The sequence below is a fragment of the Variovorax paradoxus genome, assembly GCF_000834655.1.
GTDB classification, from domain to species: Bacteria; Pseudomonadota; Gammaproteobacteria; order Burkholderiales; family Burkholderiaceae_C; genus Variovorax; species Variovorax paradoxus_F.
This window is the reverse complement of sequence record NZ_JXQQ01000010.1, coordinates 335,444-358,288: the sequence shown is the minus strand read 5'-3', so window position 1 is coordinate 358,288 and position 22,845 is coordinate 335,444. Positions and strand designations below refer to the sequence as shown.

Here is a 22,845-nt window from a genome sequence, read left to right as displayed (position 1 = left end):
GTCTTCTGCTTGGGGTGCGCAGCGATATCATGAAGGCAGGCAATGGCAATCCCATCAGGTCGTGTGCTGAACCGATCTCTCGTGCCGTGGCGGGGTTAAAAAGTTGCCGTTCTCCTTTCACACTGGCCGGGGCCCGAGCGGGACCGGAGCCCGTGGATCGCCGGCTCGCATGCACGCCGTTCACGAGGAATGGTGGTGATTGCCGGCGCGCCCAATGGCGGCCTCGGGTAAGAGGTGGCCGCGAGCAGCGACCATCGATCGGGTGGGTAGGTCCATCAAATAGCGCGATTGACCGCCAGCCGGCCTTTCGGGGAATTCACAACACAGGATCGAGGAGCAGCATCCAGTGGCAGCGTCCACAAAACTTGCGGGCGTCAAAGGAACCGTTTCGGTCGAATTGGTCCATGAGGCGCTGCATGCGGCATTGCTGAGGAACATGGACATCAGCCGCGTGCTCGAGACGGCGAATCTGGACCCCGGGTTGTTGCAGTCCGGTCGCGCAAGAATCCCGGCGGCGGCGTACTCGCGGATGTGGGTTGCGCTGGCCGACCTCATGGACGATGAATTCTTCGGCCTCGACAGCCATGGGCTCAGGCGCGGCAGCTACGCGCTCATGACGCGCGCCGCCGTCAGCGCACACAAGCTTGAGCACGCACTGCGCCGTATCCTGCGGTTCCTGCGGACAACGCTGGACGACTTTCGCGGTGAACTGATCCGCGAGGACGGCGAAGCGCGCATCGTGTTGCACGACGGCGGTGTGATGCGTCGCCTATTCGGGTACGGCACCTGGTTCATTTTGGTCCACGGCCTGGCATGCTGGCTCGTCCACCGCCGGATTCCGTTGCGCGGGATGCACTTCCGGTGTCCAGCGCCCGCTGACGACAGCCACTACCGCACGAGGTTCTGCCAGAACGTCGTCTTTTCGGCGGAATCGACGCACATTGCGTTCGACAGTGCCTTCCTGGATCTGGAGATTGTCGAAACCGCCGACACGGTCGATGGCTTCTTGCGCCAGGCGCCCGGCAATCTGCTGGTGCAGTACCGCAATGAATCGAGCACCCACGCCCTCGTGCGCCGGCGCCTGCGCAACCAGCTGCCGGATCAGTGGCCCGATCTGCACCGCCTCGCACAGGACCTGCACATGTCGGACACCACGCTCCAGAGGCAGCTGCAGCAGGAGGGCCTGAACTATCAGCGGTTGAAGGACGACCTGCGTCGCGACATTGCGATAGACCTGCTCTCGACGACGCCGATGACCGTGTCCGAGGTGGCCGCGCGCACAGGCTTCCAGGAAGCGAGCGCATTTCACCGCGCCTTCAAGAAATGGACGGGCGTGAGCCCGGGTGCTTACCGGATGGCGGTCCCGGCCAAGTCCTGACAGTCGTCCCGATGGGTGGCGGGTCGCCCCACTTCACCTGGTGTCTTTGGGCATCGACGCGCAAACCCAGCCTCCCTAGAGTGGACGGCTGAAATTGCAGCCGTCTTCCCGCAACCCAGGACTCTGAACAATGAACCGAACGACATCGTGGCCGCTGGACCTGAAATCGCTGCGAGAGGCGGTGGATTGGGCCATCGTGACCCGACGCAGCGTGCGCGCGTTTCTCCCGACGCCGGTACCGGTCCACGACATCGAATCGATCCTCGAAACTGCCAGCCACTGCGCGTCGGGCATGAACATGCAGCCCTGGCGCGTGCACGTCGTGACTGGTGCAGCGAAGGACCGGTTGTGCGCACGGCTTGCAGCAGTCGAGGGCGATCCCGGACTCGCCGCGGAATTGACCGAGCCCTATGACTACTACCCGCGCAAATGGGTCACACCGTACCTGGAGAGACGCCGCAAGGTGGGATGGGATCTTTATGGGCTGCTCGGGATCGGAAAGGGCGACAAGTCCCGCATGCACCTTCAACACGGCCGCAACTATCGATTCTTCGATGCGCCGGTCGGCTTGTTCTTCACCATCGAGCGCCACTTGGCGCAGGGAAGTTTCCTCGACTACGGGATGTTTCTGCAGAGCGTGATGGTGGCGGCCCGCGCGCGCAATCTTCACACCTGTCCGCAGGCGGCTTTTCTCAAGTTTCATCGCGAGATCGCAAGCTGTCTGCAGATTCCCGATGCGCAGATGCTCGTGTGCGGGATGAGCCTTGGCCATGCCGATGAAACGGCCATCGAGAACACGCTGGTCACGCAAAGGGAGCCGGTCGCTGCGTTCACCACTTTCCATCCGAATCCGAAGGAGACCTTGGCATGAGTGCAGCATCCTATGCAGTTGGCCTGGAGCGTTGCGCGGCCAACCACGTTCCTCTCACGCCGTTGGGGTTCCTGGATCGGGCGGCCCTTGTGCATCCACGACGCATCGCCGTGGTCCACGGCGACCTGACTCGCACGTGGTCACACACGCGGGAGCGCTGCTATCGGTTGGCTTCTGCATTGGTCGCCATGGGGATCGAGCCTGGCGACACGGTGTCCGTCCTTGCGCCAAACACACCCGCCATGCTGGAGGCTCACTTCGGCGTCCCTCTGGCCGGGGCGGTGCTCAATGCCATCAACCATCGGCTGGATGCCGAAGGCGTGGCATTCATCCTCCGGCACGGCGAGTGCAAGCTGCTGATGGTCGACCGGGAGTACGCGGGCGTTGCGGCGGCTGCGCTGGAATTGCTCGACCACCGACCTATCGTCGTTGATATCGAGGATCACTTGGCTCCGGCTGGCGCCTGCGTCGGCGTGCTGGACTACGAATCGCTTCTTGCCCGGGGCGATCCCGGTTTTTCCGGCGTCTGGCCAAGCGACGAGTGGCAGCCCATTGCCTTGAACTACACATCCGGGACAACCGGCGATCCCAAGGGCGTCGTGGCGAGCCACCGAGGCACTTACCTGATGAGCCAGCTCCAGGTCACCAACTGGTCCATGCCACGCGCGCCACGTTACCTATGGACGCTGCCGATGTTTCATGCCAATGGCTGGTGCTTCACATGGGCCATCACCGCGACCGCAGGCACCCACGTGTGCCTGCGCAAGGTTTCTGCCGATGCAGTCATGACGGCGATCGACGCGCACGGCATCGATCACCTGTGCGCTGCGCCGATCGTCATGGCCATGCTGGCAGACGCGGCCCGAGGCCGGACATTGCTCCGGCCGGTGCGTGTGTTGACCGCGGGGTCCCCTCCACCGCTGGCCGTTCTTGAAGCGGTCCGCTCGATGGGTTTCGATGTGGATCACGTGTTCGGTATCACGGAGGTGTCCGGAACGCCGGTGAGCTGCGAATGGCAGGACGGATGGAATGAGCTTCCGCCCGCAGAGCAGGGCAGGCTTCGGGTACGTCAGGGAGCGCGCGCTGCAATGTTCGAAGGGCTCATGGTGGGCGACGCCGACACGCTCGAGCCCGTTGCATCGGACGGCCGAACGGCCGGCGAACTGATGTTGCGGGGCAATACCGTGATGATGGGCTACTTCAAGAACGAAGCCGCAACGCGCAGGGCGCTGGCCGATGGGTGGTTTCGCACGGGCGACGTGGCGGTTCAGCACGTCAACGGCTATGTCCAGATAACCGACAGATCCAAGGACGTGATCATCTCCGGCGGGGAGAACATTTCCTCCGTCGAAGTAGAGGAGGTGATCCATGGCCATCCGGCCGTGCTGCATGCGGCGGTGGTGGCTCAGCCCGACGCGAAGTGGGGCGAGGTACCCTGTGCGTTCATCGAGCTGAGGGCTGGCGCGGCGCAGCCGTCAGAGCAGGACATCATCGATTTCTGTCGTGCGCGACTGGCCCATTTCAAATGCCCCCAACGCATCGTCTTTCATGCGTTGCCCAAGACAGCCACGGGAAAGATCCAGAAGTTCAGGCTTCGCGAGGAGGCAGGGAGCGCGGCCGCCATCACCCGTCTGGCCGGCCATGGTTGAGGCCTCCGAAACCGATCGCCCGGATGTGGGCGCCGGATACCGCTTTTCTCGCACGCACACATTCGACGAGGAACAGGTCAGGGCGTTCTCGCTTGCCGCGGGAGACGACAATCCGCTTCACGTCGATGCCGACTACGCATCGGGCACCCGCTTTGGCAGCCTGATCGCCAGCGCCACGCACACCACGTCCCTCCTGATGGGATTGACCGCTACACACTTGTCTCCAATGGGCAGCGTGCTCGGAATGAACTTCTCTTTCGATCTTCTGCGTGCCGTGAAGGCCACCGAAAGCGTGCTGCTGGAGTGGGTTGTGACGTCCGTGGACTCGCGGCCCAAAGGCGGACTCAGGCTCAGCCTGGACGGCACCATGAGAGCGCTCGACGGGCGCACGCTCGTGCTTGCGCAAGGGCGGGTTTCGTTTGTGCCGCGAACGGGTTGACAGACGACGCGTATCGCGAAAGCCGAGCCAATCGCGCCATGCCAAGGCCCGGTCCATGCCCTGATCACGGTCGACGCGATGGGCGATGCTCGTCGTCCGCGCCGTCTTTGTCGTAGGACAGGAGAAGCGCCCTAGAAAAGTCTCTCTCTCACATGCGTGCGGGCGGGACCGCGCGAAGTTTCTGACAACGGCTTTGGAACCACCGCAGTTTTGCCGCGAAGGTTCTTCTTTTTTCACTGCCGCTACCCTCGTTCAGTGGAGATGAACTCGATGTCGGATCGCATGACCCACGCACTGATGCTCTTGCAGCAATGTGCCTATGCGCGTGTGCTTTGCGAATTTCATCGCCGACGGGCGCCGCGTGGCGGGAGCGAGGGGCTGGTACCAACGACGGCGGACGAACTGGTGGATTCCGTGCGCAGGCTCAAAGCATGTGACCAACGCTGGGAGGGTATGCGCCGCATGCTGGGCGCGGATGATCTCGCCAGGGTTCGCGTGGCGCGAGCGCTCTACCTGCAGTCGATGCGGCGCAGTGCCCCTGCGCGCCTGGGGCCGTGGAGCGACTGCTGCGGGGTGGATTGCATGCCGCCTTCGCACCTCCTGGAGTGGGTGTCCTATGACCTGGAATGCATGGAGCTGGCTGACTTGGAGGCATCCATGGGACCGGAGGAAGCCGCTCTTTACGCCTGCGCCATGGATCGGCCGACCTGAGCGCCCGTTCCTTCGACGCAGGGACATCGCCGCAACGTAAGACCCGGGCCGAGCGTGCGCCGTTGGCCGGCGCCTGGCTCGGGAGTGCCTGGGCGCGGGAGGCGAACAACGAGCCACGATCTCTCGGGCAAGAATCCGCGAGCGCGCTGACAAGCAAAAGGCCGTGGCATGCTCTGGCGCATGCGTACCCGCAAGCGTTTGAGAACATGGGCCCGGCGAATCAAGCGCGACGGCGTGACGCTGTGGTTTGCAGGCAAGCATGCGCGCACGCCGTGGTACGCCAGGGCGCTCGGACTTTTGGTTGTCGCGTACGCGCTCAGCCCGATCGATCTGATTCCGGACTTCATTCCGATCTTGGGCTATCTCGATGATGCCTTGCTTCTGCCCGGGTTGATCTGGCTGGCCATCCGGCTGCTCCCGGCCGACGTCCTGGCAGAGTGCCGCAACCAGGCGGAAGAGTGGATGACGTCCAAGCGGGCCGAGCCGACCAGCAAGTTCGGCGCGGTGCTCATCGTCCTGTTCTGGCTGGTGGCGTGTTGGGGCGCCTGGCAGTGGTGGTGCTCGGCGCAGAGCCGCTGAGCGACAGGTCCATGGCGTGCAGTGTGTGTCGAGAGCGCGCTTGGCTGCCGTGGTCGATTCAGAGTTTGAATGGGCGGGATTCGCCGCGGTCGGAGCGATGAGCCAGGATAGGACCGCATCCTGCCATGGTCCTTCTTGTTGTCGCACCAGGACTTGACGAGTTCCTGGTTGTGACGTCTGGAGCGATTCGTATGAAATTCCCGGCCTGGTGTCCGACAAACCAACCGTCTGCTGCCGCCGTACTTGAGTTGGTTCCTTCCACAACCGACTCCTACTACCGAGGGTGACAGCAATGAATCTCGTTCGAATTCCCCTGCATGCCTGCGTCGTTGCGGCTTGCGCGATGACGTCGTCCGGCGCTTACGCGTCCAGTCACCGCGAGGCGCCCTCGATCGCCGGCACCCCGAAGGTCGATGCCACCGACTTCTATATGTTCCGCAGCTACGAGACCGGGCGCCAGGACTATGTCACCCTCATCGCCAACTACCAACCCGACCAGAGCCCGTACGGCGGTCCGAACTACTTTTCGATGGACCCGAACGCGCTCTACGAGATCCATCTGGACACCGACGGCGACGCGGTCGAGAACATCACCTTCCAGTTCCGCTTCAAGAACACGCTGCGCGACATCCAGTTGCCGATCGCTGGCAAACAGGTGTCCATTCCGCTGGTGCAGGCCGGCGGCATCACGGGCCCGAACCAGGCCACCAGCAACCTGCGCGAGACTTTCACGCTCAATATCGTGCGCGGCGACCGCCGCACGGGGGTGAGCGAGGCCGTCACCGCGGCCGGCGGCGCCAAGGAGTTCGACAAACCCACCGACAACATTGGCGACAAGACCTTCGGCGGCCCCACGGGCTACGCTGCCTATGCGGCCCAGCACCTGTACAACGTCAACATCCCGGGCTGCGCCGCGCCGGGCCGCGTATTTGTCGGGCAGCGCAAGGACCCGTTCAGCGTGGCGCTGGGCCAGGTATTCGACCTGATCAACCTGAACCCGCTCGGCTCGCCGAACGGCAATCCCGATGCCCTTGCCGGCAAGAACGTCACCACCATGGCGCTTGAGGTGCCCATCGCCTGCGTCACCACCGCAGGCAAGCCCATCATCGGCGGCTGGACAACAGCGAGCGTGCGCCAGGGCCAGCTCGTCGCCAGCCCACCGAAGCGCGGCCACGGCACCACCACGCTCGCCGGTGGCGCCTGGGCCCAGGTCTCGCGGCTCGGCATGCCCCTGGTCAACGAGGTCGTCATCGGCCTGAAGGACAAGGACCGCTTCAACAGCTCCAGGCCCAAGGATGACGGGCAGTTCGCCGACTATGTGACCAATCCGACCCTTCCCGCGCTCGTACAGAAATTGTTCCCCTCGGCGCCAGCGCCGACGAACTTCCCGCGCACCGACCTTGTGGCAGCGTTCCTGACCGGCGTTGAAGGCGTCAACAAGCCCGCGAACGTGACCGCTTCGGAAATGCTCCGCCTGAACACCGGGATCGCCCCGACGCCCAAGGCCAGCCAGAGCAATCTGGGCGTTCTGGGCGGTGACACGGCTGGCTTCCCGAACGGCCGCCGCCCCGGCGACGACGTGGTCGATGCGGAACTGCGCGTGGCGATGGGCGTATTGTGCGTCGCCACCGGCGCCACCGACACGCTCAAGGTCGGCTGCAAGCCGTCCGACGCGCCTGCGGGCTCGGCGGCGATCACCGACGGCGCGTTGCAGAGCGCAGCGCAGTTCCCGGAGACCTTTCCCTATCTGAACACGCCGCTGCCCGGCGCTCAATAAAGAGAACGCCATGACGAAGAACACGTTCTATCGTATCGCCTGCCCGCTCTTGGTTGCTGTCACCCTCGCGGGCTGCGGTGGTGGTGGCGGCGGCGGGGGGGGCAGCTTTTACCCTTTTCCACCCGCCGGCGGCGGCCAGCCGCCGACGACACCCCCGCCACAAGCGGATGCGTACGACACCTTCATCGCCTACGTCAAAGCGCTGGTGGCCGGCGGGGGGCTCGACACGGCCGAGGCCGCGGACGTCGCGATGTTCGATCCGCCGCCGACCTCGGAAACCAAAGACCCCGTCTCCACCGAGTGACGGCGATGCTCCGGCGCCTGCCCACGCGGTACGCATTGCAGGCGTGGGCCGCCGCGCTCTGGATATCCGCGGCGACGACCTGCGTCGGCGCCGCGCCCCGCGTTCCCACCGACGACAACGAGGTCGTCGAATCGCTGCCCTTGGTCGCCGGATGGTCGCGCGAGGCGCGCACGCTGCGCCGCGAACTCCAGAAACGCCCCACGGACGCGACCGTGGCCATTGCTGCTGCGACCCGCTATCTTGAGCTGGCGAGGTCGCAAGGCGATGCGCGCTACGCAGGCAACGCCATGGGCGTCCTTGCCCACTGGACCACCGTCCCCCCCAACGAGACGCCGGGCGCCATACTGGTGATGCGTGCAACCATCGCGCAGTTTCTGCACGACTTCGATGGCGCGCAGGCGCTCCTCAAAGCGGCGCTGAACCGGCAACCGGCCAACGCCCAGGCGTGGATCACACTGGCCACCCTCCACCGCGTGCGCGGCCGCTACAGCGAATCGGACGCGGCGTGCCGCGCGCTCGGACGCTTCGGTCCGGCCCTCTACGGCCTGGCCTGCTTGGCGGAGAACGCGGGTCTGCGCGGCAACTACGACGAAGCGCGCGGCGCATTGACGAACTTGCTGGCCGATCCGCTACTTCAAGCGCGCGAACAGGCCGGCACGCGCCAATGGCTGCTCACCAGCCTGGCCGAGGTCGAGGAGCTCGCCGGCCGCCCTGTCGAGGCCGACGCGGCCTATCGCCGCGCCTTGCAGGCCGAGCGCGCTGGGTACGTGCTGCTCGCCTACAGCGACTACCTGCAGCGCGCCGGCCGGCCGGGGGAGATTACCGCGCTACTGAACACGCAAGCCCGCAGCGACGCGGTGCTGCTGCGCATGGCCATTGCCGCCCGCGGGCTCGAAGGCGGGCGCACCGAGGCGGCCGAGCTCAAGGCGCGCTTCAGCGCGGCGGCCGAGCGGCCCGGCACCACCGCGGTCCATGCGCGGGAAGAAGCAATGTTCGCGCTCGACGTGGAGGGCGACACCCGGCGCGCGCTCGACCTCGCCAGGCTCAACGTGAAGCTGCAGCGCGAACCCATCGACTTGCTCCTGTTCGCACGCGCTGCCGTCGCGGCAAAGGACGCGCTGGCGCGGGCCGAGGTCAAGGCACTGGTGCGGGAAATCGGCCTGCGGGATGCGCGCGTCGACGCGCTGCTTTGACGCCACGCGATGACCTCACGCACCTGCCGCTCCCTGCTGGCCTGGCTGTTTCTCTGGGTGCTCGCCTCGGCTGTGCTTCCCGCGCAGGCGCACAAGGCCAGCGACGCCTACTTGCAACTGTCACGCAAAGCCGACCGCATCGACCTGCGCTGGGACATCGCGCTGCGCGACCTCGACGCGGTGCTCGACCTGGACGCCAACGCCGACCAGAAACTGTCCTGGGGCGAGGTGCGCTACCGACTGGACGACATCAAGGCCTACGCGCTGGGGCACCTGCGCCTGCAGGAGGGGCAGTGCGTGCCCGCCGAAGTACAGCCGCCTGCCATCGAGAGCCGCATCGACGGCGCCTATCTCGTGCTGCAGATGCGCGCGCCCTGCAGCGCGGCCACCGCGCTGTCCATCGACTACCGGCTCTTCCAGGACGTGGACCCAACGCACCGCGGTCTGTTGCGCGCGCAAGCCGAGAGCGCCGCCACGCCGCTTCTGCGTTCGCTGGACCCGTCGGCCGGGCCCGTGTCCATCGCGTGGGTCGGTTCTGAAGACGCCGCACGGCCCGCCAGCTTCTTGGCCGACGGCATCCACCACATCCTGATCGGCTACGACCACATCCTGTTCCTCGTCTGCCTCCTGCTGCCCGCAGTGCTCAAGCGCCGCGACGGCTGTTGGACCCCTGTGCTCGCATGGAGGGACGCCGCCTGGCCGATGCTCGGCATCGTGACGATGTTCACCATCGCTCACTCGATCACGCTTGCGCTCGCAGGGCTGAAGATCGTGACGATCTCGCCGCGCATCATCGAGCCCGCGATCGCCATCACCATCATCCTGGCGGCGCTTGACAACATCCGGCCCGTGCTTGGCGGACGCCGAAAGCTCTTCAGCTTCCTCTTCGGCCTGATCCATGGCTTCGGCTTCGCCGGCGCCCTGGGCGAACTCGAGCTGCCGACAGGTCAGTTCGCGCTGGCGCTGCTTCAGTTCAACCTGGGCGTGGAGGCCGGGCAACTGGCGGTGGTGTCGGTGGCCCTCGCCGTGCTGCTGGGGCTGCGCAACTGGCGCCGCTATCCGCCGCTGGTGCTGCATGGCGGCTCGATGGCGGCGGTGGTGCTGGCCACGGTGTGGCTGTGCGAACGCGTGCTGGACGTCAAGATGCTTCCATTCTCCTAGTCTGAATCCGGGGCGTCGCCGATTGCGTATCTGCGCATGAGACGCCCATGAACCGCTTCACCATCTCTCTCGATGAGCAACTTGCAAGACAGTTCGAGACGCTCATCAGGCAAAAGCGGTACGTCAGTCGGTCCGAGGCGGTGCGCGACCTGATCCGCTACGGCCTTGGACGTGCAGGGCTCGGCGGCATGGCGTTCGATCGGGCCGTGACCTCGTGCATCGCGCATGTGAGCTATGTCTACGACACCCGCGAGCTCGCGCTCGCCTCTCGGCTCCTGGCCTTGCGCCACGCGCACCATGGCATGGTCATCGCCTGCCATCAGACGCCGCTTGACCATGGCAGCTGCATGGAGTGCGTGGTGCTGCGCGGTCCGGTGGCCGCAGTGCATGACCTGTCGGACGCGCTGGTCTCGCTGCGCGGCGTTCGCCACGGCCACGCCAATGTGGTGGCGCTGATGGACGACGCGGTACCTCATGCCCACGCGCATGCACTGGCCCACCCGCACTCGCACCAGAGCCCGCTGAACTGACACCGGGGCGCGCCGCGTGCCTAGAACGTCCAGCGTGCGCTGACCCGCGCGCTGCGCGGCTCCATCGGATGCACGTGCCGGCCGGTCACGCCGCCGTTGCACGCACCCGACGCCACTTCGCCGGCCGAGCAGGACGCGTAGGCGTACTCGATGTCATTGCCTTTTTTGCCGGCGACATTGAACACATCCAGGCCAAGCGTCAGATTCTTGTTCAGGATGTAGCGCACACCGAAGTTCACCAGCGTGGCCGAGCGGGAGCGGATGGTGTTGGTCGTGTCGAGCGCGCGCGGGCCGAGGTAGCGCAGTCGCAGCGATGCGGTCAGCGGACCGTCGATGTATGTGAGGCCCGCTGCGAGGACGCGCTCGACGGCGTTGTCGACATGGTTGCCTTCGCCTTCAGGTGCGAACCCTTTGAAGCGTGCGCGCGAGGCTGCGCCGTCGAGCTCCACGCGCCAGGCGCGATCGAGCTTCCAGCGCATCGTCGCCTCGATGCCGCGGCGGCCGCTGGCGCGCCCAGGCTCGGTGGTGCCCGCATCGCCGACGTACACGAGCTCGGAGTCGAGCTTGAGCTGCCACAGCGCAACCGTCGCCGTGAAGTTCTCGTCGGGCTGAAAGCGCCAGCCGACCTCAGCGCCCCGCCCCTTGACGAGCGCCGGCACGCGGTCGGCGGCGGACCCGCCCGAGCGGTCGATGGCGATGGTCGCGCCGCGCACGTCGTTGCTGTGAAAACCGACGCCAGCGTTCAAGTACAGCTCGTGCTGTGGAGTCAACGCAAAGGCCAGGCCGGCCTTTGGGCTGGCGATCGCGTCGTGCCCCTTGCCGCCGTTGACCGCGCCATACCTCGTCTCGCGCTCGTCGACCCGGTAGCGCAGTATGTCGCCGCGCACGCCCACGTAGCCGCGCAGGCGGTCGGTGATGTAGACGAGTTGCTGGCCGTACACGGCAAACAGGTCCTGCGAGACCTTGTCGTTGCGTACCGTCGCGAGCCGATCGCGTGCCTGGGTGCTGTAGAGGCCCACCTCGGAGATCCGGTCGCCGCGCCAGCTCGCACCGAAGCTCAGGATGCCGTCCATGCCGCCGAACTTCGTCGGCATGGTGCGTGACGCCTGCGCGCCGAAGATGCGTCGCCGGTCGGTCTGCTCAAACTGGTCGCCGTTGACCGGGTTGTTCAGAAAATACGTGAAGTCGGAGAACAGGTCGAAGCGGTAGTCGATCGCATAGGCGCTGATCATCGTCTCGCCCTCTGCCCCCTTGTCGAACCATTTTCCGGACAGGCTCACGCGCTGCGTACTGCCGCCGTCGGTGGGGTTGAGCGAGCCGAATCGCGTGAGCTGGCCTGTGTCGATCAGGCGCTGGGGCACCTGATCGGTCGAGGTCCAGCGGCTCTTGTAGGCCATCCCGGTGAGACTGAAACCGCGTGTCGGCGAGCCCTGCGAATAACGCACCACGGCGCTCACCTTGCGCAGGTTTTCGGCCACTTCCCAGGGGCCGTCATTGCCTTCGATCTCGATGGCGCCGAGCCAAGTCTGATCCTCGCGGGTACGCGAACCCGCGGCCAGCAGGCGCTTGAAATTGTGGGTGCCCAGCGTGAGTTCGGCAAAGGGCGCGTCCAGCACGCTGAAGTAATCGAGGGACGCGCTGCCCGCGAGCGAGAAGTCGCCGCTTTCGGCGAAGTACGGCCCCTTGCGGTAGCGCACGCCAGAGACGAGCTCGGGGATCAGGAAGTTCAGATCGGCGTAGCCCTGGCCGTGTCCGTGCGTGGGCATGTTCACCGGCATTCCATCGACGGTGACGGCGAAATCGGTGCCATGGTCGAGGTTGAAGCCGCGAAGGAAATACTGATTGGCCTTGCCGTCGCCGGAGTGCTGCGTGGCGACCACACCCGGCACCGCCTCGACGATGTCGCCAGGCCGCAGCTTGGGCCGGGTCTGGAACGACTCGCGCTCCACCGCACCCTCGCTCGCGCTGTCCGCGTTGCCAACGCCTGCATCTCGCGGGCCACGTACCTCGATCTCGGGAAGATGGCTTTGCTGCGCGCAGGCGGCGGCGCTACCGAAGATGATGCCAAGCCAGATCGGGTGAGGGGAAATCGCAAGCTTCCGCATCGGCGCTCCTGGAAATGAGAAAAAAGGGGTCGTCGGAACGTCGAAGCCTCTCCGCCGCGGCGTGCCATGGCGGCGTTCGATCAATCCCGGCGATGGCGATGTGTCGCTCGGAGGCTCTGTTTGAGCCGCAGGAGCCTGTCGACCATGTGGACCTCGCCATTGGACTGGGTGACATCCGAGATGGTCACCGCCGCGGTGCCGCCGCTCTTGCCGGTGATCATGTCCACCGCGGCGGTTGCGAGACGGTTGGGTTTGGTTTTCATGTGCGAGACGCCTTGCGTTGATGCCGGACAGATAACACTGGCTACAGGCAATACGAACACCTTGATCGTTCGGATTCGAAACGGAACGCAGCGTCGCGCCGGGACCGAACGGTCTACCGGGACCCTTGATCGCAAAAAGATTCCGAGGCCGTGATTTGCTCGTGGCAATCGAAGTGGCCGCAGTCAGGTGGGACAAATGCGGAACGACCTTTTCGGGAGCGAGGGCGGTACGTGCCATCAACTCTCGCTCTGACGTGGATACCGCTGCCTCAAGTCGACGTCGATGCGGGTGCTTTGTCTTGTCGGCAGAGTTGACACTTCAATCGATCGTCTCGTGAGCTGGCGGACTTCGCGGCGAGTTGGATAGAGCCAAGCGTCTGGCTGGAAGCCGTCTTCGAGCGTTTGATTGGAAGGTGCGAGCGATGCGGTCCCCGCGCGAATCGATGCGGTGCTGCCACGCGTCGAATGACGTGCGGCCGACCGCGAGCGGCGCGGTGCCATCCGGCCATGATCAGAACCTGCAAAGATGCAGCCTGCACGAACGGCCCGACGGCCACCGCGTCGAACGCTTCGCCAGGAACTTTTATCGTGCGAGCCAACGGGCAAGGGCGTCGTGCGCAAATGCCCGACGCCGGCCTCTCGCCCTTCGCCGATGCAAGCTGCCCAGCTTCACCTTCGCTTCGTCAATTGAGCGACGTATGCGGCAAGCGAGATCTCACCGCGGAGTGGATCGACGATCATGTCGAAGCCATCGTCGAGAGCCGCCTCCGTCATCCGGGTGTAGGCATCGGCGGCAGGTTCCGAGAAGCCCAAAGCTCGATAACCCGCGTGCCATGCTTCGCGTGGCGTGCACTCGACCTCGACCGGTCGCTTCAGGGCGTGCGCGAATGCCGCCGCAACATCGCACGCCGAGTAACGCGCGGGACCCTCGATAAAACGCACGCCAACATCGTCCAAGCCTGACATCAGCCTGTCCGCGGCGATGCGCCCCAGATCGTCCGGGGCTGCCATCGGCAGCTTGAGTTGTTCGGGAAGCATGGTCGACAGCTTCCCTGTCTTGCGGATATGCACCAGCTGGGTTTCCCAGTTGCTCATACAAAAAGGGGCTCTGTTGATTGCCGACGGTATGCTCCGCGCGCGCAACCCCTCCTCCAGTTCCCAGAGGGCCGAGGCATCGCCGATACGGTGGCCCGGTTTCGCACCCGCGGTCGATTCTGCGACGACCTTCTCGAGGCTGGACCCGTCCAGCGCGGCGAGGATTCCGGCGACTGTCGCCAACTCGACGGCGTCGGTATCGCGCGCCACGTCGGCGGGCGGATTGAGCAGGAATGCGCGCGTGCCAAGTGATAGGGCGCGCCGCAGCGAGTCCCGATCATTCGCATCAGCGAGAGCAATCTGTGCTCCAGCGCCCCGCCATCTGGCTCCATGCGACTCATTGTGAGTCACGACTGTCACGGCCTGCCCACGCTCCAACAGCGTCTTGGCAACCACAGAACCAACGTGACCGTTTGCACCCATGACAACAAACATGACGTTCTCCTTTTCGGAGCAGTCTAGGAGCGGGCCCCGACAGTTCCTGTCAGGAGCGTCACAGCTCGACGTCGGGTTCCAGCCTGCGGTAGTCTTGGAGAAGTGCATGCCGCGGCCTGCCAGCATCCTGGTCCAGAAGTTCGATGCACGCCAGCCGATCGACACGGAAGTGGCGGAACTCCTGGCGTAATTCGCACCAAGCGGCGAACATCTCGAAGCCATCGAACCAACCGATGACGATCGGCCACACGATTCGTTCCGAGATAGTGCCGTCGGGCCGTTCATATCGAATCCTGGCCTTGCGCGCGCGATCGATCGCCTCGCGAATGATCTCCAATATCTGCCCTCGAACGGCAGGGTGCGGCGCGACGACGAACGCGCTCCTGCGCGCGGCGGCGTCGTCGAAACGCGCCGGCATGGCCCCCGAGAGCTTTGCTTGTGCGCTCTTTGCAGCGGCTGACAGGCCAACGCCACCGCGTCGCAGGACGAAGCGTAGACCGAGCATCAGGGCTGCCGCTTCGTGGGGGTCGAACGCCAACGGGGGCAGGAAGAAGTCGTCGCGCAGCACGAACCCGACGCCCGCCTCGCCTGCGATCATCGCGCCCTGGCTGGTGAGGGTGGCGATGTCGCGATAGATCGTCCGCTCGCTCACGCCGAAATGTTCACCGATCGCCGCGGCCGTCACAGGCCGACGCTTCTCGCGCAACATCTGCAGAATTCGGAGCAGCCGTTCCGTGCGCGTCATGGCATGCCTGGGCCGTTATCGCCGAGCTGTCGCTGCCTGGGCCACGCCTCGGAGTTGACCCCAGACGCGACGCCTCTGTTCGTCAAGCGTCTGGATCCGAGAAACAGTCGGCTCGATCTGCTTGCCGCACGCCGGCAGTGCACCATGCCGCTTGACGCCATGCCCAGAGGTTGCAGACTGGGGGCAATTCCTACCGCGCTGGCCGAGTCGCGCCGCCTCGACAGCCGCGGCAGGACATGGTGGCCCGTCAACACACCTGCCATGTCGAAGTCGAGCACCGCTCGGGTCAGGCACGCGCGCATTGTCGAACGCAGGTCCGCGATAGTGATCGTGCATCTAGCGCAATTGTCGATCATGGCGTCAGGTTGCTGCGTGCGGTGAGTGGATCCTGATCGTTCCTCGGCGGTCCCCCGGAGTGCCTGGTCCAGGCGAACCGCAGCGCACTGGTCGTCCTCGAGCGCTTTGGCTGCCGCCGTGAGGAGCACGCCAATTCATCGTGGTATCGCCAAGGGACATTCAGCGCGGACCACCGATGCCCCCGGGGCGTCAAAGCAGCCGCGTTGGACGAGGGACCCGCCATCTTGCAGCAGATCGATAGCCGGTCTTCGGATGTGAATCTTGTGGAGAACGGCACGGAGACAGGCATTGGAGCAAGACGCTGATTTGTCTGACCAGCAGGTCGTGAACGGCCAGCGGGATGCTTGAGTGACCTGAGCGAGCAATGGGTCGGTGATCACAGTTCAGATGTGCGACAGTCCACGCGCTCGGCCGTCAATTGCGAGCGGTTTTGCCTGCCGGCCGCCGTCGAGTGAGCGCCAGATTGGCCGTCATCATGGCTGCAACCAGCGTGACCAGCCACGAGAAGTACACCCAAAGCAAGAAGATGGGGAGCGCCGCGAATGCCCCATACAGCGCCTTGTACGTAGGTACTTTAACGAGGTATGTCGTGAAGCCGCGCTTGCCGAACTCGAACGCCACACTGGCGATCAAGCCGCCTGCGAAGGCGTCACGCAACGCTACCTTGGTGTTCGGGACAAGGTAGAACATGCTCGTCACCACGGTGACGCCGAGCAGGAGCGGGCCAAGGTCGAGCACGAAGGCGAGCGGGGGCGGCAACGCACCGATCAGGCCCACGGAGATGCCCAGCAAATACGAGGTTGCCCACAGGCTCAGGCCCAGGACGGGCGGCCCGATGGCCAACATGAGCATGTACAAGCCAACCCTCTTGAGGAATGGCCGATTCTTCTTGATCTTCCACATCTGGTTCAGCGCGTTCTCCACGGTGAGCAGCATGGCGACGGCAGTGCCCAGCAGAAAGAGCGAACCGACCCACGTGAGGCCGCTGGCGTTGACTGCGAACTGGTTCAGGTACTTCAGCACCGTGCGCGTGATGTCAGCGGGCAGCAGCCTGCTCAACAAGAATTCTTGAAACGCGTCCTGGAAGCGCGCGAAGACTGGAAATCGCGTGAACAGCACGATGCTCGTTGCCAGCAAAGGCACGATTGACAGCAAAGTGGTGAACGCGAGGCTTCCAGCAACTTGCGGCAAGCGCTCTTTCCGCGCGCGCTCGATTGTTAGACGGAACACGGTAAGCATGTATCGCTGAGGAGGCAGTCGGCTGGCTTCGCGGGGGATAAGGACCCCTGCCGTTGTGGGATATTGCGGTGAGGTCAGCTGTCTTGAGCCTGTGCTCAGCATAGCGCCGCTTACGCACATTCTCCCGAAGGTCGAGCCTCAGGGCCAAGCGCGCGGTCTCTAACTGCGCCCGCTCCTGCGAGGGGGCTCTCAGCCTCTCGACCGGCACTTGGACCTCGTCATGTATTCTCTATGCCGTCATGAGCAGCGATTCCAACTGGCTTGAGAGCGCCCGCGCGCAGTGGGTTTGGCGGGGGGAACAGCGGCCCCCGTTCGCCGATGCCCCGGCCTCAGGGCAGATGTCGGTTTGGGATTTCCCGAGACCGCCAGAGCTCGTACGCGAAGCACGCGAGATTGTCGTGCTCTGGGGCCGCCTGGAGATAGCGCGCACACGCGCCGCTTGGGCGGTCCGCGAAACAGCCCACCCACCCACCTTCTACCTGCCACTGGTCGACGTACAGACCGGATTGTTGCAGCCCGCTGGCGGTGGCTCGTTCTGTGAGTGGAAGGGACCGGCACGCTATTGGAATCTGGTGGACGGTGCACGTCGCTTAGACCAAGTCGCCTGGAGCTACCCCCATCCCTTGTCTGGTGCTGAGCCAATAGCCGGATGTGTGGCCTTTTATGCCCACAATCTTGACTGCCATGTCGGCGGATTGAGAGCCCACCCGCAAGAGGGCGCCTTCTATGGTGGCTGGATCACGCCCGATCTGGCTGGACCCTTCAAAGGCGGAACCGGTAGCGGAGGTTGGTAGCCAGTTGGTTTCATTGACGCGGTGCGCAAGCATGGACAAATCGCACAATCAAATGCCGTCGCGAGTGCGCGTCACCGGAGTTGAGAGCAAGGCCGACCAACTTCGGCTTCAACAAGCACACCGGTCGCTCAACCAGCGCTGGGTCGGAGAGTCGGTATCAACCTGCCAGCCACTGGACCGACAATTCTCCTCTGCAGCGCCCGGCCTGTTGCTGAGATCGATGGACTTCCGCTCCGAGCCCTGAAGCCGAAGTTCAGATTGCCCTGAAGACGTCGTTGCTGCGCGTCCGTCGGGCAGATACAGGGCACTGCACTTTTGAACAACCTACCAGCAGGGCTCGCCTGATCAAGCGAAGGGAAGTTTCCGGTTCGCGCAATCAATCCGTACGCGCTTGAATGGCTGTCAGTTCTGCAATGAAATTCCGATCCTCGAAAGGACTTCACAGTCAAATTTGCCTTCCCGAGCGAGAACATCGCCCCGAGCATGCGGCTGTGCCCAGTCCGAGACCCGGGTTTCCTCGTTGCTGACGGAGGCTTCGAAACAGAACCAGAGCCGGCGGATGGCCATGTAGGCGGCACTTCTGCCGCCAACCAGGCATTCAATGCAGCAGAGGGGGTCTTGGGCTATCGGCTTTCTTCGGTGATTTCTGCGCGCGGTGACATGAAATCTACAGGCTTCCGGTCGCCTCTTATGCAGGTGGCACATGGCGCGCCCTAACGCGCCGCGGTGTGGCGCGTCGCGGCCGTGGCCCCGCTCCGCGGTCAGTCAACCCATGCGCTCTGAGTTTCCTGGAAAGTGTTGCAGCGACGGCGTCAGCAACAGCGCTTGCCGGGCGGCTTGCTCCTCCACCCCGTCAAGCGTAACCAGCGCAGCGAACTCTCCTGCCACACTGGTCGCAATGGGCACGCCATCGCGGTACACCACGCGCGCGCCCGCGACGCGCGGGACCTTCGGTCCGTTCACGATGGTTCCGAGCAGGTTGGCCGGGTCGCTGGCCGCGAGCGCGATCAGCGTGCCGTCGCCTGCGAGCCTGCGCACCTGGCGCATCGAAGCGACCGCTTCGGGCAGGGCAAACTGCTCGCCCGACACCCCGGCAATGAAGCGGCCGCCACGGATTTCTCCGCGAGCTTCCAGCCGCCGGCACACGCGCACAAGGTCGCGCCACGGCGGCAGCCAAGCGGCCTCGCGCTCGAGCAGCCGCCAGCAGATCACGCCGTAGCGGCGCAGCAGCACGCGAACAACCTGTTCGATGGCCTCTGCGGAAGGCACCGCCGTCGCTTCAGCGGTGGGGGGACGCACCAGCGTCCAGCGCCCCGCATCCTCAATGCCGAAGAGCGGCGTGCGCCGACGCCGCCGCGTGTCGGCCGATGCGCGCTTGGAGGCCGGCACCAGCAGTGCGCGCAGGCCCGCGTAGCTGTCGCAGCGCGCGCGGCCCTTGGCGACCAGCTCGGTCAGCGCCTCTTCAATCTCGACTGGCAGCAGGCGCGTGCCGAGCGCGATCTCGTCGAAGAAGCAGGCACCGTGCTGCGCAAGATGCGCGCAGACGCGCAGCGCCCGCGAGCCCAGCGTTTCATCGTCGGCCGGTGCCGGTGCCAAGCCGCTCCACAATAGCGCGCTGCGGCGCGGCAGCAGCACGACCGGCGTGGCGCGCAACGACAGGCTGCCCGTGCCCTTGCGTCCTTCCGCCGCCGACGGGCGCAGGCGCGTCCACAGCACACGCCCCGCCGTGCACAGGTCGTCGAGCCAGGCACCGGCGTAGTCTGTCACGCGCGCGGGCAAAAGTTCGGCTTCCCACAGCGGCGCGGGGGCCTCGTAGCCCTCGAGTTGCGACAGGATGCCCGACAGCGCTTCCGGCCCGCGCACGCGCGCTGCCGTGCCGATATGTTGCCATTCGAAGAGAAAGCGCACGAAGTCGCGTGGCTCGACCGGCTCGATCTCGCGGCGAAGGCGCTTGAGCGTGTAGCGATGGATGCGCGCCAGCAGATGGCGCTCGCACCATTCCAGATCGGCCCCGCCGGGCGTGAAGCGGCCCTGCAGCACGCTGCCTTCGATCTGCAGCGCGAGGAGGCCGCCTTCGATGTCCGCGGGCGGCAGAATGAGCGGCCCGGCGAGTTGCGCCACGGTGACGGGGCCCAGGCCGCCGAGGCGTGAGCGCAGCAGTTCGCGCAGTGCGGTTTCGCGATCGGGCGGCTGCTCGGCATCGGTGGGCGCGTTGATAGGGGGGTGCATAGGCGCATTGGGGGCAATGGCGTGCAGCAGCCGCAGTTGCTCCGCTGTCACCCACAGGCCACGCGCGGCACGCCTCTCGCCTTCAGGCTCAAGCAACAGGCGCGTCGCGCGGCCTGCCCTGGCGAGCGCGGCGAGCCATTGCTTCCAGCCCGCTTCGCGCGCCACTTCGTCGTCGCCCAGGGCGCCGAGCATGTTGAGCGCCTCATGCATCTCGTCGGCAGAGCGCGGTTGCGGCCAGGCTTCCTCGCGCACGCTGGCGATGGCGTCCGCATCGAGCTGTCCGACGTCGTTGGCGCTTTCGGGATCGGTGTAGCGGCGGTTTTGCACGGCTTGCGTGCGGCGCTCCTCCAACGGTGCATCGTCCAGGAATGCGTAGGGGCGCGCGTTCAACGCCTCCATCGCGAGCGGCGAAGGTGCCGGAAGGTCGCGCGCCAGCATGTGCACCTCACCCGACTCCATGCGGCGCAGCAGCGCGAGCCAGCCTTCGGCGTCCATCGCGTCGTGCAGGCAATCGTCCAGCGTCTGCGAGACCAGCGGGTGATCGGGCACTTGGCGCTCGCCGACGATGTTTTCCGCGCACGCAACCTGGTCGGGAAACACAGCTGCGAGCAGGTCTTCGGAGCGCATGCGCTGCACCTGTGGCACCACCTTGCGCCCGCCGCTGAAGCGCGGCAACGCCAGCGCGGTGGTCGCATTCCAGCGCCAGCGCACGCCGAACAGCGGCGCGTCGAGCAGTGCCTGCACCAGCACATGCACGGCCGAGGCCGAATGCAGGTAGTGCGCAACCTCGTCGAGGGGAAAGCTGTGGCTGGTGGACAGCGACAGCACGATCGCGTCCTCGGTCGCCGCGGCCTGCAGCTCGAAGTTGAAGGTGCGGCAAAAGCGCTTGCGCAGCGCAAGGCCCCATGCGCGATTGATCCGGCTGCCGAAGGGCGAGTGAATCACCAACTGCATACCGCCGGAGGCGTCGAAGAAGCGCTCCATCACCAGCGTGCGCTGCGTCGGCAATGCGCCCAGTACCGCGAGCGCATGCGCGAGATGCCCGACGATCTGACGCGCGGATTCGTCGTCCAAGCCCACGGTCCGCGTCAGCAGTTTCATCGCGGCGTCTTCGCCGCCGGATTCCAGCGTCCGCGCGACCTCTTCGCGCAACCGCGACACGCCGAACGACAGCTCATCGCTGCGCCCCGGCGCCTCGCCGAGCCAGAACGGAAGGTTGGGTGCAGCGCCTTGCGCGTCTTCCACGCGCACGCGGCCCGGCTCGATCTTCAGGATACGGTAGCTCGTGTTACCCAACTGGAACACGTCGCCCGCCAGGCTCTCGACTGCGAAGTCTTCGTTGACCGTGCCGATCTTGTCGGCCTGCGGCTCTATCACGACCGTGTAGTCGCCAGTCTCCGGGATGGTGCCGCCAGAGGTCAACGCCGTCATGCGCGAGCCCCTGCGCTCGCGCAGCAGTTGGTTGACGGCATCGCGGTGCACATAGCCGGCGCGCTGGCCCTGCCGCGTGGCGAATCCTTCGGACACCATGCGCACGACCTCCATGTATCGCTCGTGCGTGAGCTGCGCGTAGGGCCATGCGCGGCGCACGAGCGCGAAAAGTTCGTCCTCGTGCCATTCGCGGCAGGCGGTCTCGGCCACGATCTGCTGCGCGAGCACGTCCAGCGGCGCGGGCAACACGCGCAGCGCATCGAGCTCGCCACGGCGGATACAGTCGAGCAGGGCGGCGCACTCGACCAACTCGTCGCGCGACTGCGGAAAGAGCCGCGCCTTTGGCACGCCGCCCACGGCATGGCCCGAGCGCCCGGCACGCTGCAGGAATGTGGCTATGGCGCGCGGTGAGCCGAGTTGGCAGACGAGGTCGACGTCGCCGATGTCCAGGCCCAGCTCGAGCGATGCCGTGGCCACGAGGACCTTCAGGTTGCCGCGCTTGAGGCGCTGCTCCGCATCGAGGCGTGTTTCCTTCGACAGGCTACCGTGGTGCGCCGCTACCGCCTCCTTGCCGAGGATGTCGCCCAGATGCCGCGCTGCGCGCTCGGCCATGCGGCGCGTATTGACGAACACCAGCGTCGTCTTGTGCAAGCACACCAGTTCGGCCAATCGGGCATACACCTGGGTCCACTGGTCGCCCGACATCACCGCCTCAAGCGGCGTCGGGGGCAGTTCCAGCGCCAGATCTCGCTGCTTTGCATAGCCGATGTCGACAATGGCGCAGTCGGCCGTGCCATCGGCGCGCAACGCGCCCGCACCGACCAAGAAGCGCGCAACCTCGTTGATGGGCTTCTGCGTGGCCGAAAGGCCGATGCGCACCGGGCGTGCGTGGCCATCTGCCTCGCACAGCGCCTGCAGCCTCTCCAGCGAGAGCGCCAAGTGGCTGCCGCGCTTGCTCGCGGCAATGGCGTGGATCTCGTCGACGATCACGCTGCGCACGGTCGACAGCATCCGGCGGCCCGATGCCGAGCCCAGCAGGACGTAAAGCGACTCCGGCGTGGTCACCAGAATGTGCGGCGGTCGCCGCAGGTTTTGCTGGCGCTCGCGCTGCGGCGTGTCGCCGGTGCGCACGGCGGTGCGGATGTCGATGTCGGGCAATCCCAGCGCCGTCAGTTCAGCGCGAATGCCCTTCAGTGGCGCATCGAGGTTCAGGCGGATGTCGTTGGAGAGCGCCTTCAGTGGAGAGACGTAGACGACAGCAGTTTCATCCGGCAGCCCCTCCGATGCGAGGCCGCTTCGGACGAGTTCGTCCAATGCCGCGAGAAAGGCGGTGAGCGTCTTGCCGGAGCCGGTGGGCGCTGCGACCAGCGTGTCTCGGCCCGCGCGGATCGCAGGCCATGCCTCGGACTGTGCGGGCGTGGGGCCAGGGAAGGTTCGACGAAACCATCGGGCGATGGCGGGATGAAAGGAATTCAGGACCACGGGAAATGAGCTACGGTAGGCATCGCGGCAACGCGACGCGGCGGGCAGCTATCCAAACACTTAGGGACGATACGGGAA

Annotated in this window: 17 protein-coding genes and 1 pseudogene; 12 read left to right on the top strand and 6 right to left on the bottom strand. The window is 65.5% G+C overall.

The window, feature by feature from the left end:
* Positions 1-346 precede the first annotated feature (346 nt).
* The 11 genes from RT97_RS06290 (at position 347) to nikR (ending at position 10,592) form a co-directional block, all read left to right on the top strand.
* Positions 347-1,378: an AraC family transcriptional regulator gene (locus RT97_RS06290; protein ID WP_042577875.1), complete on the top strand. Its 1,032-nt coding sequence runs from the start codon at positions 347-349 to the stop codon at positions 1,376-1,378.
* Positions 1,379-1,508: 130 nt separating this feature from the next.
* Entirely contained in the window at positions 1,509-2,249 is a 741-nt protein-coding gene (locus tag RT97_RS06285; RefSeq protein ID WP_042577874.1) for a nitroreductase, read from the top strand.
* The gene (locus RT97_RS06280) at positions 2,246-3,898 is read left to right on the top strand and encodes an AMP-binding protein (RefSeq protein WP_042577873.1); all 1,653 of its coding nucleotides are present in this window, start codon (positions 2,246-2,248) and stop codon (positions 3,896-3,898) included. Before RT97_RS06285 ends, RT97_RS06280 begins: the two co-directional genes overlap by 4 nt.
* Positions 3,891-4,337 carry a MaoC family dehydratase gene (locus RT97_RS06275; protein WP_042577872.1) on the top strand — a complete coding sequence of 149 codons (447 nt, stop codon included), beginning with the start codon at positions 3,891-3,893 and terminating at the stop codon, positions 4,335-4,337. Before RT97_RS06280 ends, RT97_RS06275 begins: the two co-directional genes overlap by 8 nt.
* A gap of 282 nt (positions 4,338-4,619) precedes the next feature.
* Positions 4,620-5,048 (top strand): hypothetical protein, encoded by a 429-nt coding sequence (locus tag RT97_RS06270; RefSeq protein WP_155403745.1) that lies wholly within the window; start codon positions 4,620-4,622, stop codon positions 5,046-5,048.
* 180 nt (positions 5,049-5,228) lie between these two features.
* Positions 5,229-5,627, top strand: coding sequence for a YkvA family protein (locus RT97_RS06265; RefSeq protein WP_042577937.1), 399 nt, complete (start codon positions 5,229-5,231; stop codon positions 5,625-5,627).
* Between the two features lie 292 nt (positions 5,628-5,919).
* Positions 5,920-7,404, top strand: a complete 1,485-nt coding sequence (locus RT97_RS06260) for a DUF4331 domain-containing protein (protein ID WP_042577870.1) — start codon at positions 5,920-5,922, stop codon at positions 7,402-7,404.
* Positions 7,405-7,414: 10 nt separating this feature from the next.
* A complete protein-coding gene (locus tag RT97_RS06255) occupies positions 7,415-7,708 on the top strand; it encodes a hypothetical protein (protein ID WP_042577869.1) in 294 nt (97 codons plus the stop codon).
* Between the two features lie 5 nt (positions 7,709-7,713).
* The gene (locus RT97_RS06250; RefSeq protein WP_042577868.1) at positions 7,714-8,901 is read left to right on the top strand and encodes a tetratricopeptide repeat protein; all 1,188 of its coding nucleotides are present in this window, start codon (positions 7,714-7,716) and stop codon (positions 8,899-8,901) included.
* Between the two features lie 9 nt (positions 8,902-8,910).
* Positions 8,911-10,062, top strand: a complete 1,152-nt coding sequence (locus tag RT97_RS06245; protein WP_042577867.1) for a HupE/UreJ family protein — start codon at positions 8,911-8,913, stop codon at positions 10,060-10,062.
* Between the two features lie 47 nt (positions 10,063-10,109).
* Positions 10,110-10,592, top strand: coding sequence for a nickel-responsive transcriptional regulator NikR (gene nikR, locus RT97_RS06240; protein ID WP_042577866.1), 483 nt, complete (start codon positions 10,110-10,112; stop codon positions 10,590-10,592).
* A 20-nt stretch (positions 10,593-10,612) separates the two neighbouring features.
* Here nikR and RT97_RS06235 read toward each other — a convergent pair whose 3' ends face one another.
* From RT97_RS06235 to RT97_RS06210, 5 genes and pseudogenes are all read right to left on the bottom strand, one after another.
* Positions 10,613-12,697: a TonB-dependent receptor domain-containing protein gene (locus RT97_RS06235; protein WP_042577865.1), complete on the bottom strand. Its 2,085-nt coding sequence runs from the start codon at positions 12,695-12,697 to the stop codon at positions 10,613-10,615.
* A gap of 80 nt (positions 12,698-12,777) precedes the next feature.
* Positions 12,778-12,960 (bottom strand): hypothetical protein, encoded by a 183-nt coding sequence (locus RT97_RS06230; RefSeq protein ID WP_042577864.1) that lies wholly within the window; start codon positions 12,958-12,960, stop codon positions 12,778-12,780.
* A 669-nt stretch (positions 12,961-13,629) separates the two neighbouring features.
* On the bottom strand, positions 13,630-14,490 hold the full coding sequence (locus tag RT97_RS06225; RefSeq protein ID WP_042577863.1) for an NmrA family NAD(P)-binding protein: 861 nt from the start codon (positions 14,488-14,490) through the stop codon (positions 13,630-13,632).
* A 58-nt stretch (positions 14,491-14,548) separates the two neighbouring features.
* The gene (locus RT97_RS06220; RefSeq protein WP_042577862.1) at positions 14,549-15,235 is read right to left on the bottom strand and encodes a helix-turn-helix transcriptional regulator; all 687 of its coding nucleotides are present in this window, start codon (positions 15,233-15,235) and stop codon (positions 14,549-14,551) included.
* Positions 15,236-16,036: 801 nt separating this feature from the next.
* Positions 16,037-16,831, bottom strand: a pseudogene (locus RT97_RS06210) (YihY family inner membrane protein); the annotation flags it as partial.
* Positions 16,832-17,070: 239 nt separating this feature from the next.
* Between RT97_RS06210 and RT97_RS34100 the strand changes: the two are divergent.
* Positions 17,071-17,625: a DUF427 domain-containing protein gene (locus RT97_RS34100; protein ID WP_080898200.1), complete on the top strand. Its 555-nt coding sequence runs from the start codon at positions 17,071-17,073 to the stop codon at positions 17,623-17,625.
* A 765-nt stretch (positions 17,626-18,390) separates the two neighbouring features.
* On the opposite strand, the gene RT97_RS06205 is transcribed toward RT97_RS34100, so the two are convergent.
* Positions 18,391-22,767: a DEAD/DEAH box helicase gene (locus tag RT97_RS06205; RefSeq protein WP_042577859.1), complete on the bottom strand. Its 4,377-nt coding sequence runs from the start codon at positions 22,765-22,767 to the stop codon at positions 18,391-18,393.
* Positions 22,768-22,845 lie beyond the last annotated feature (78 nt).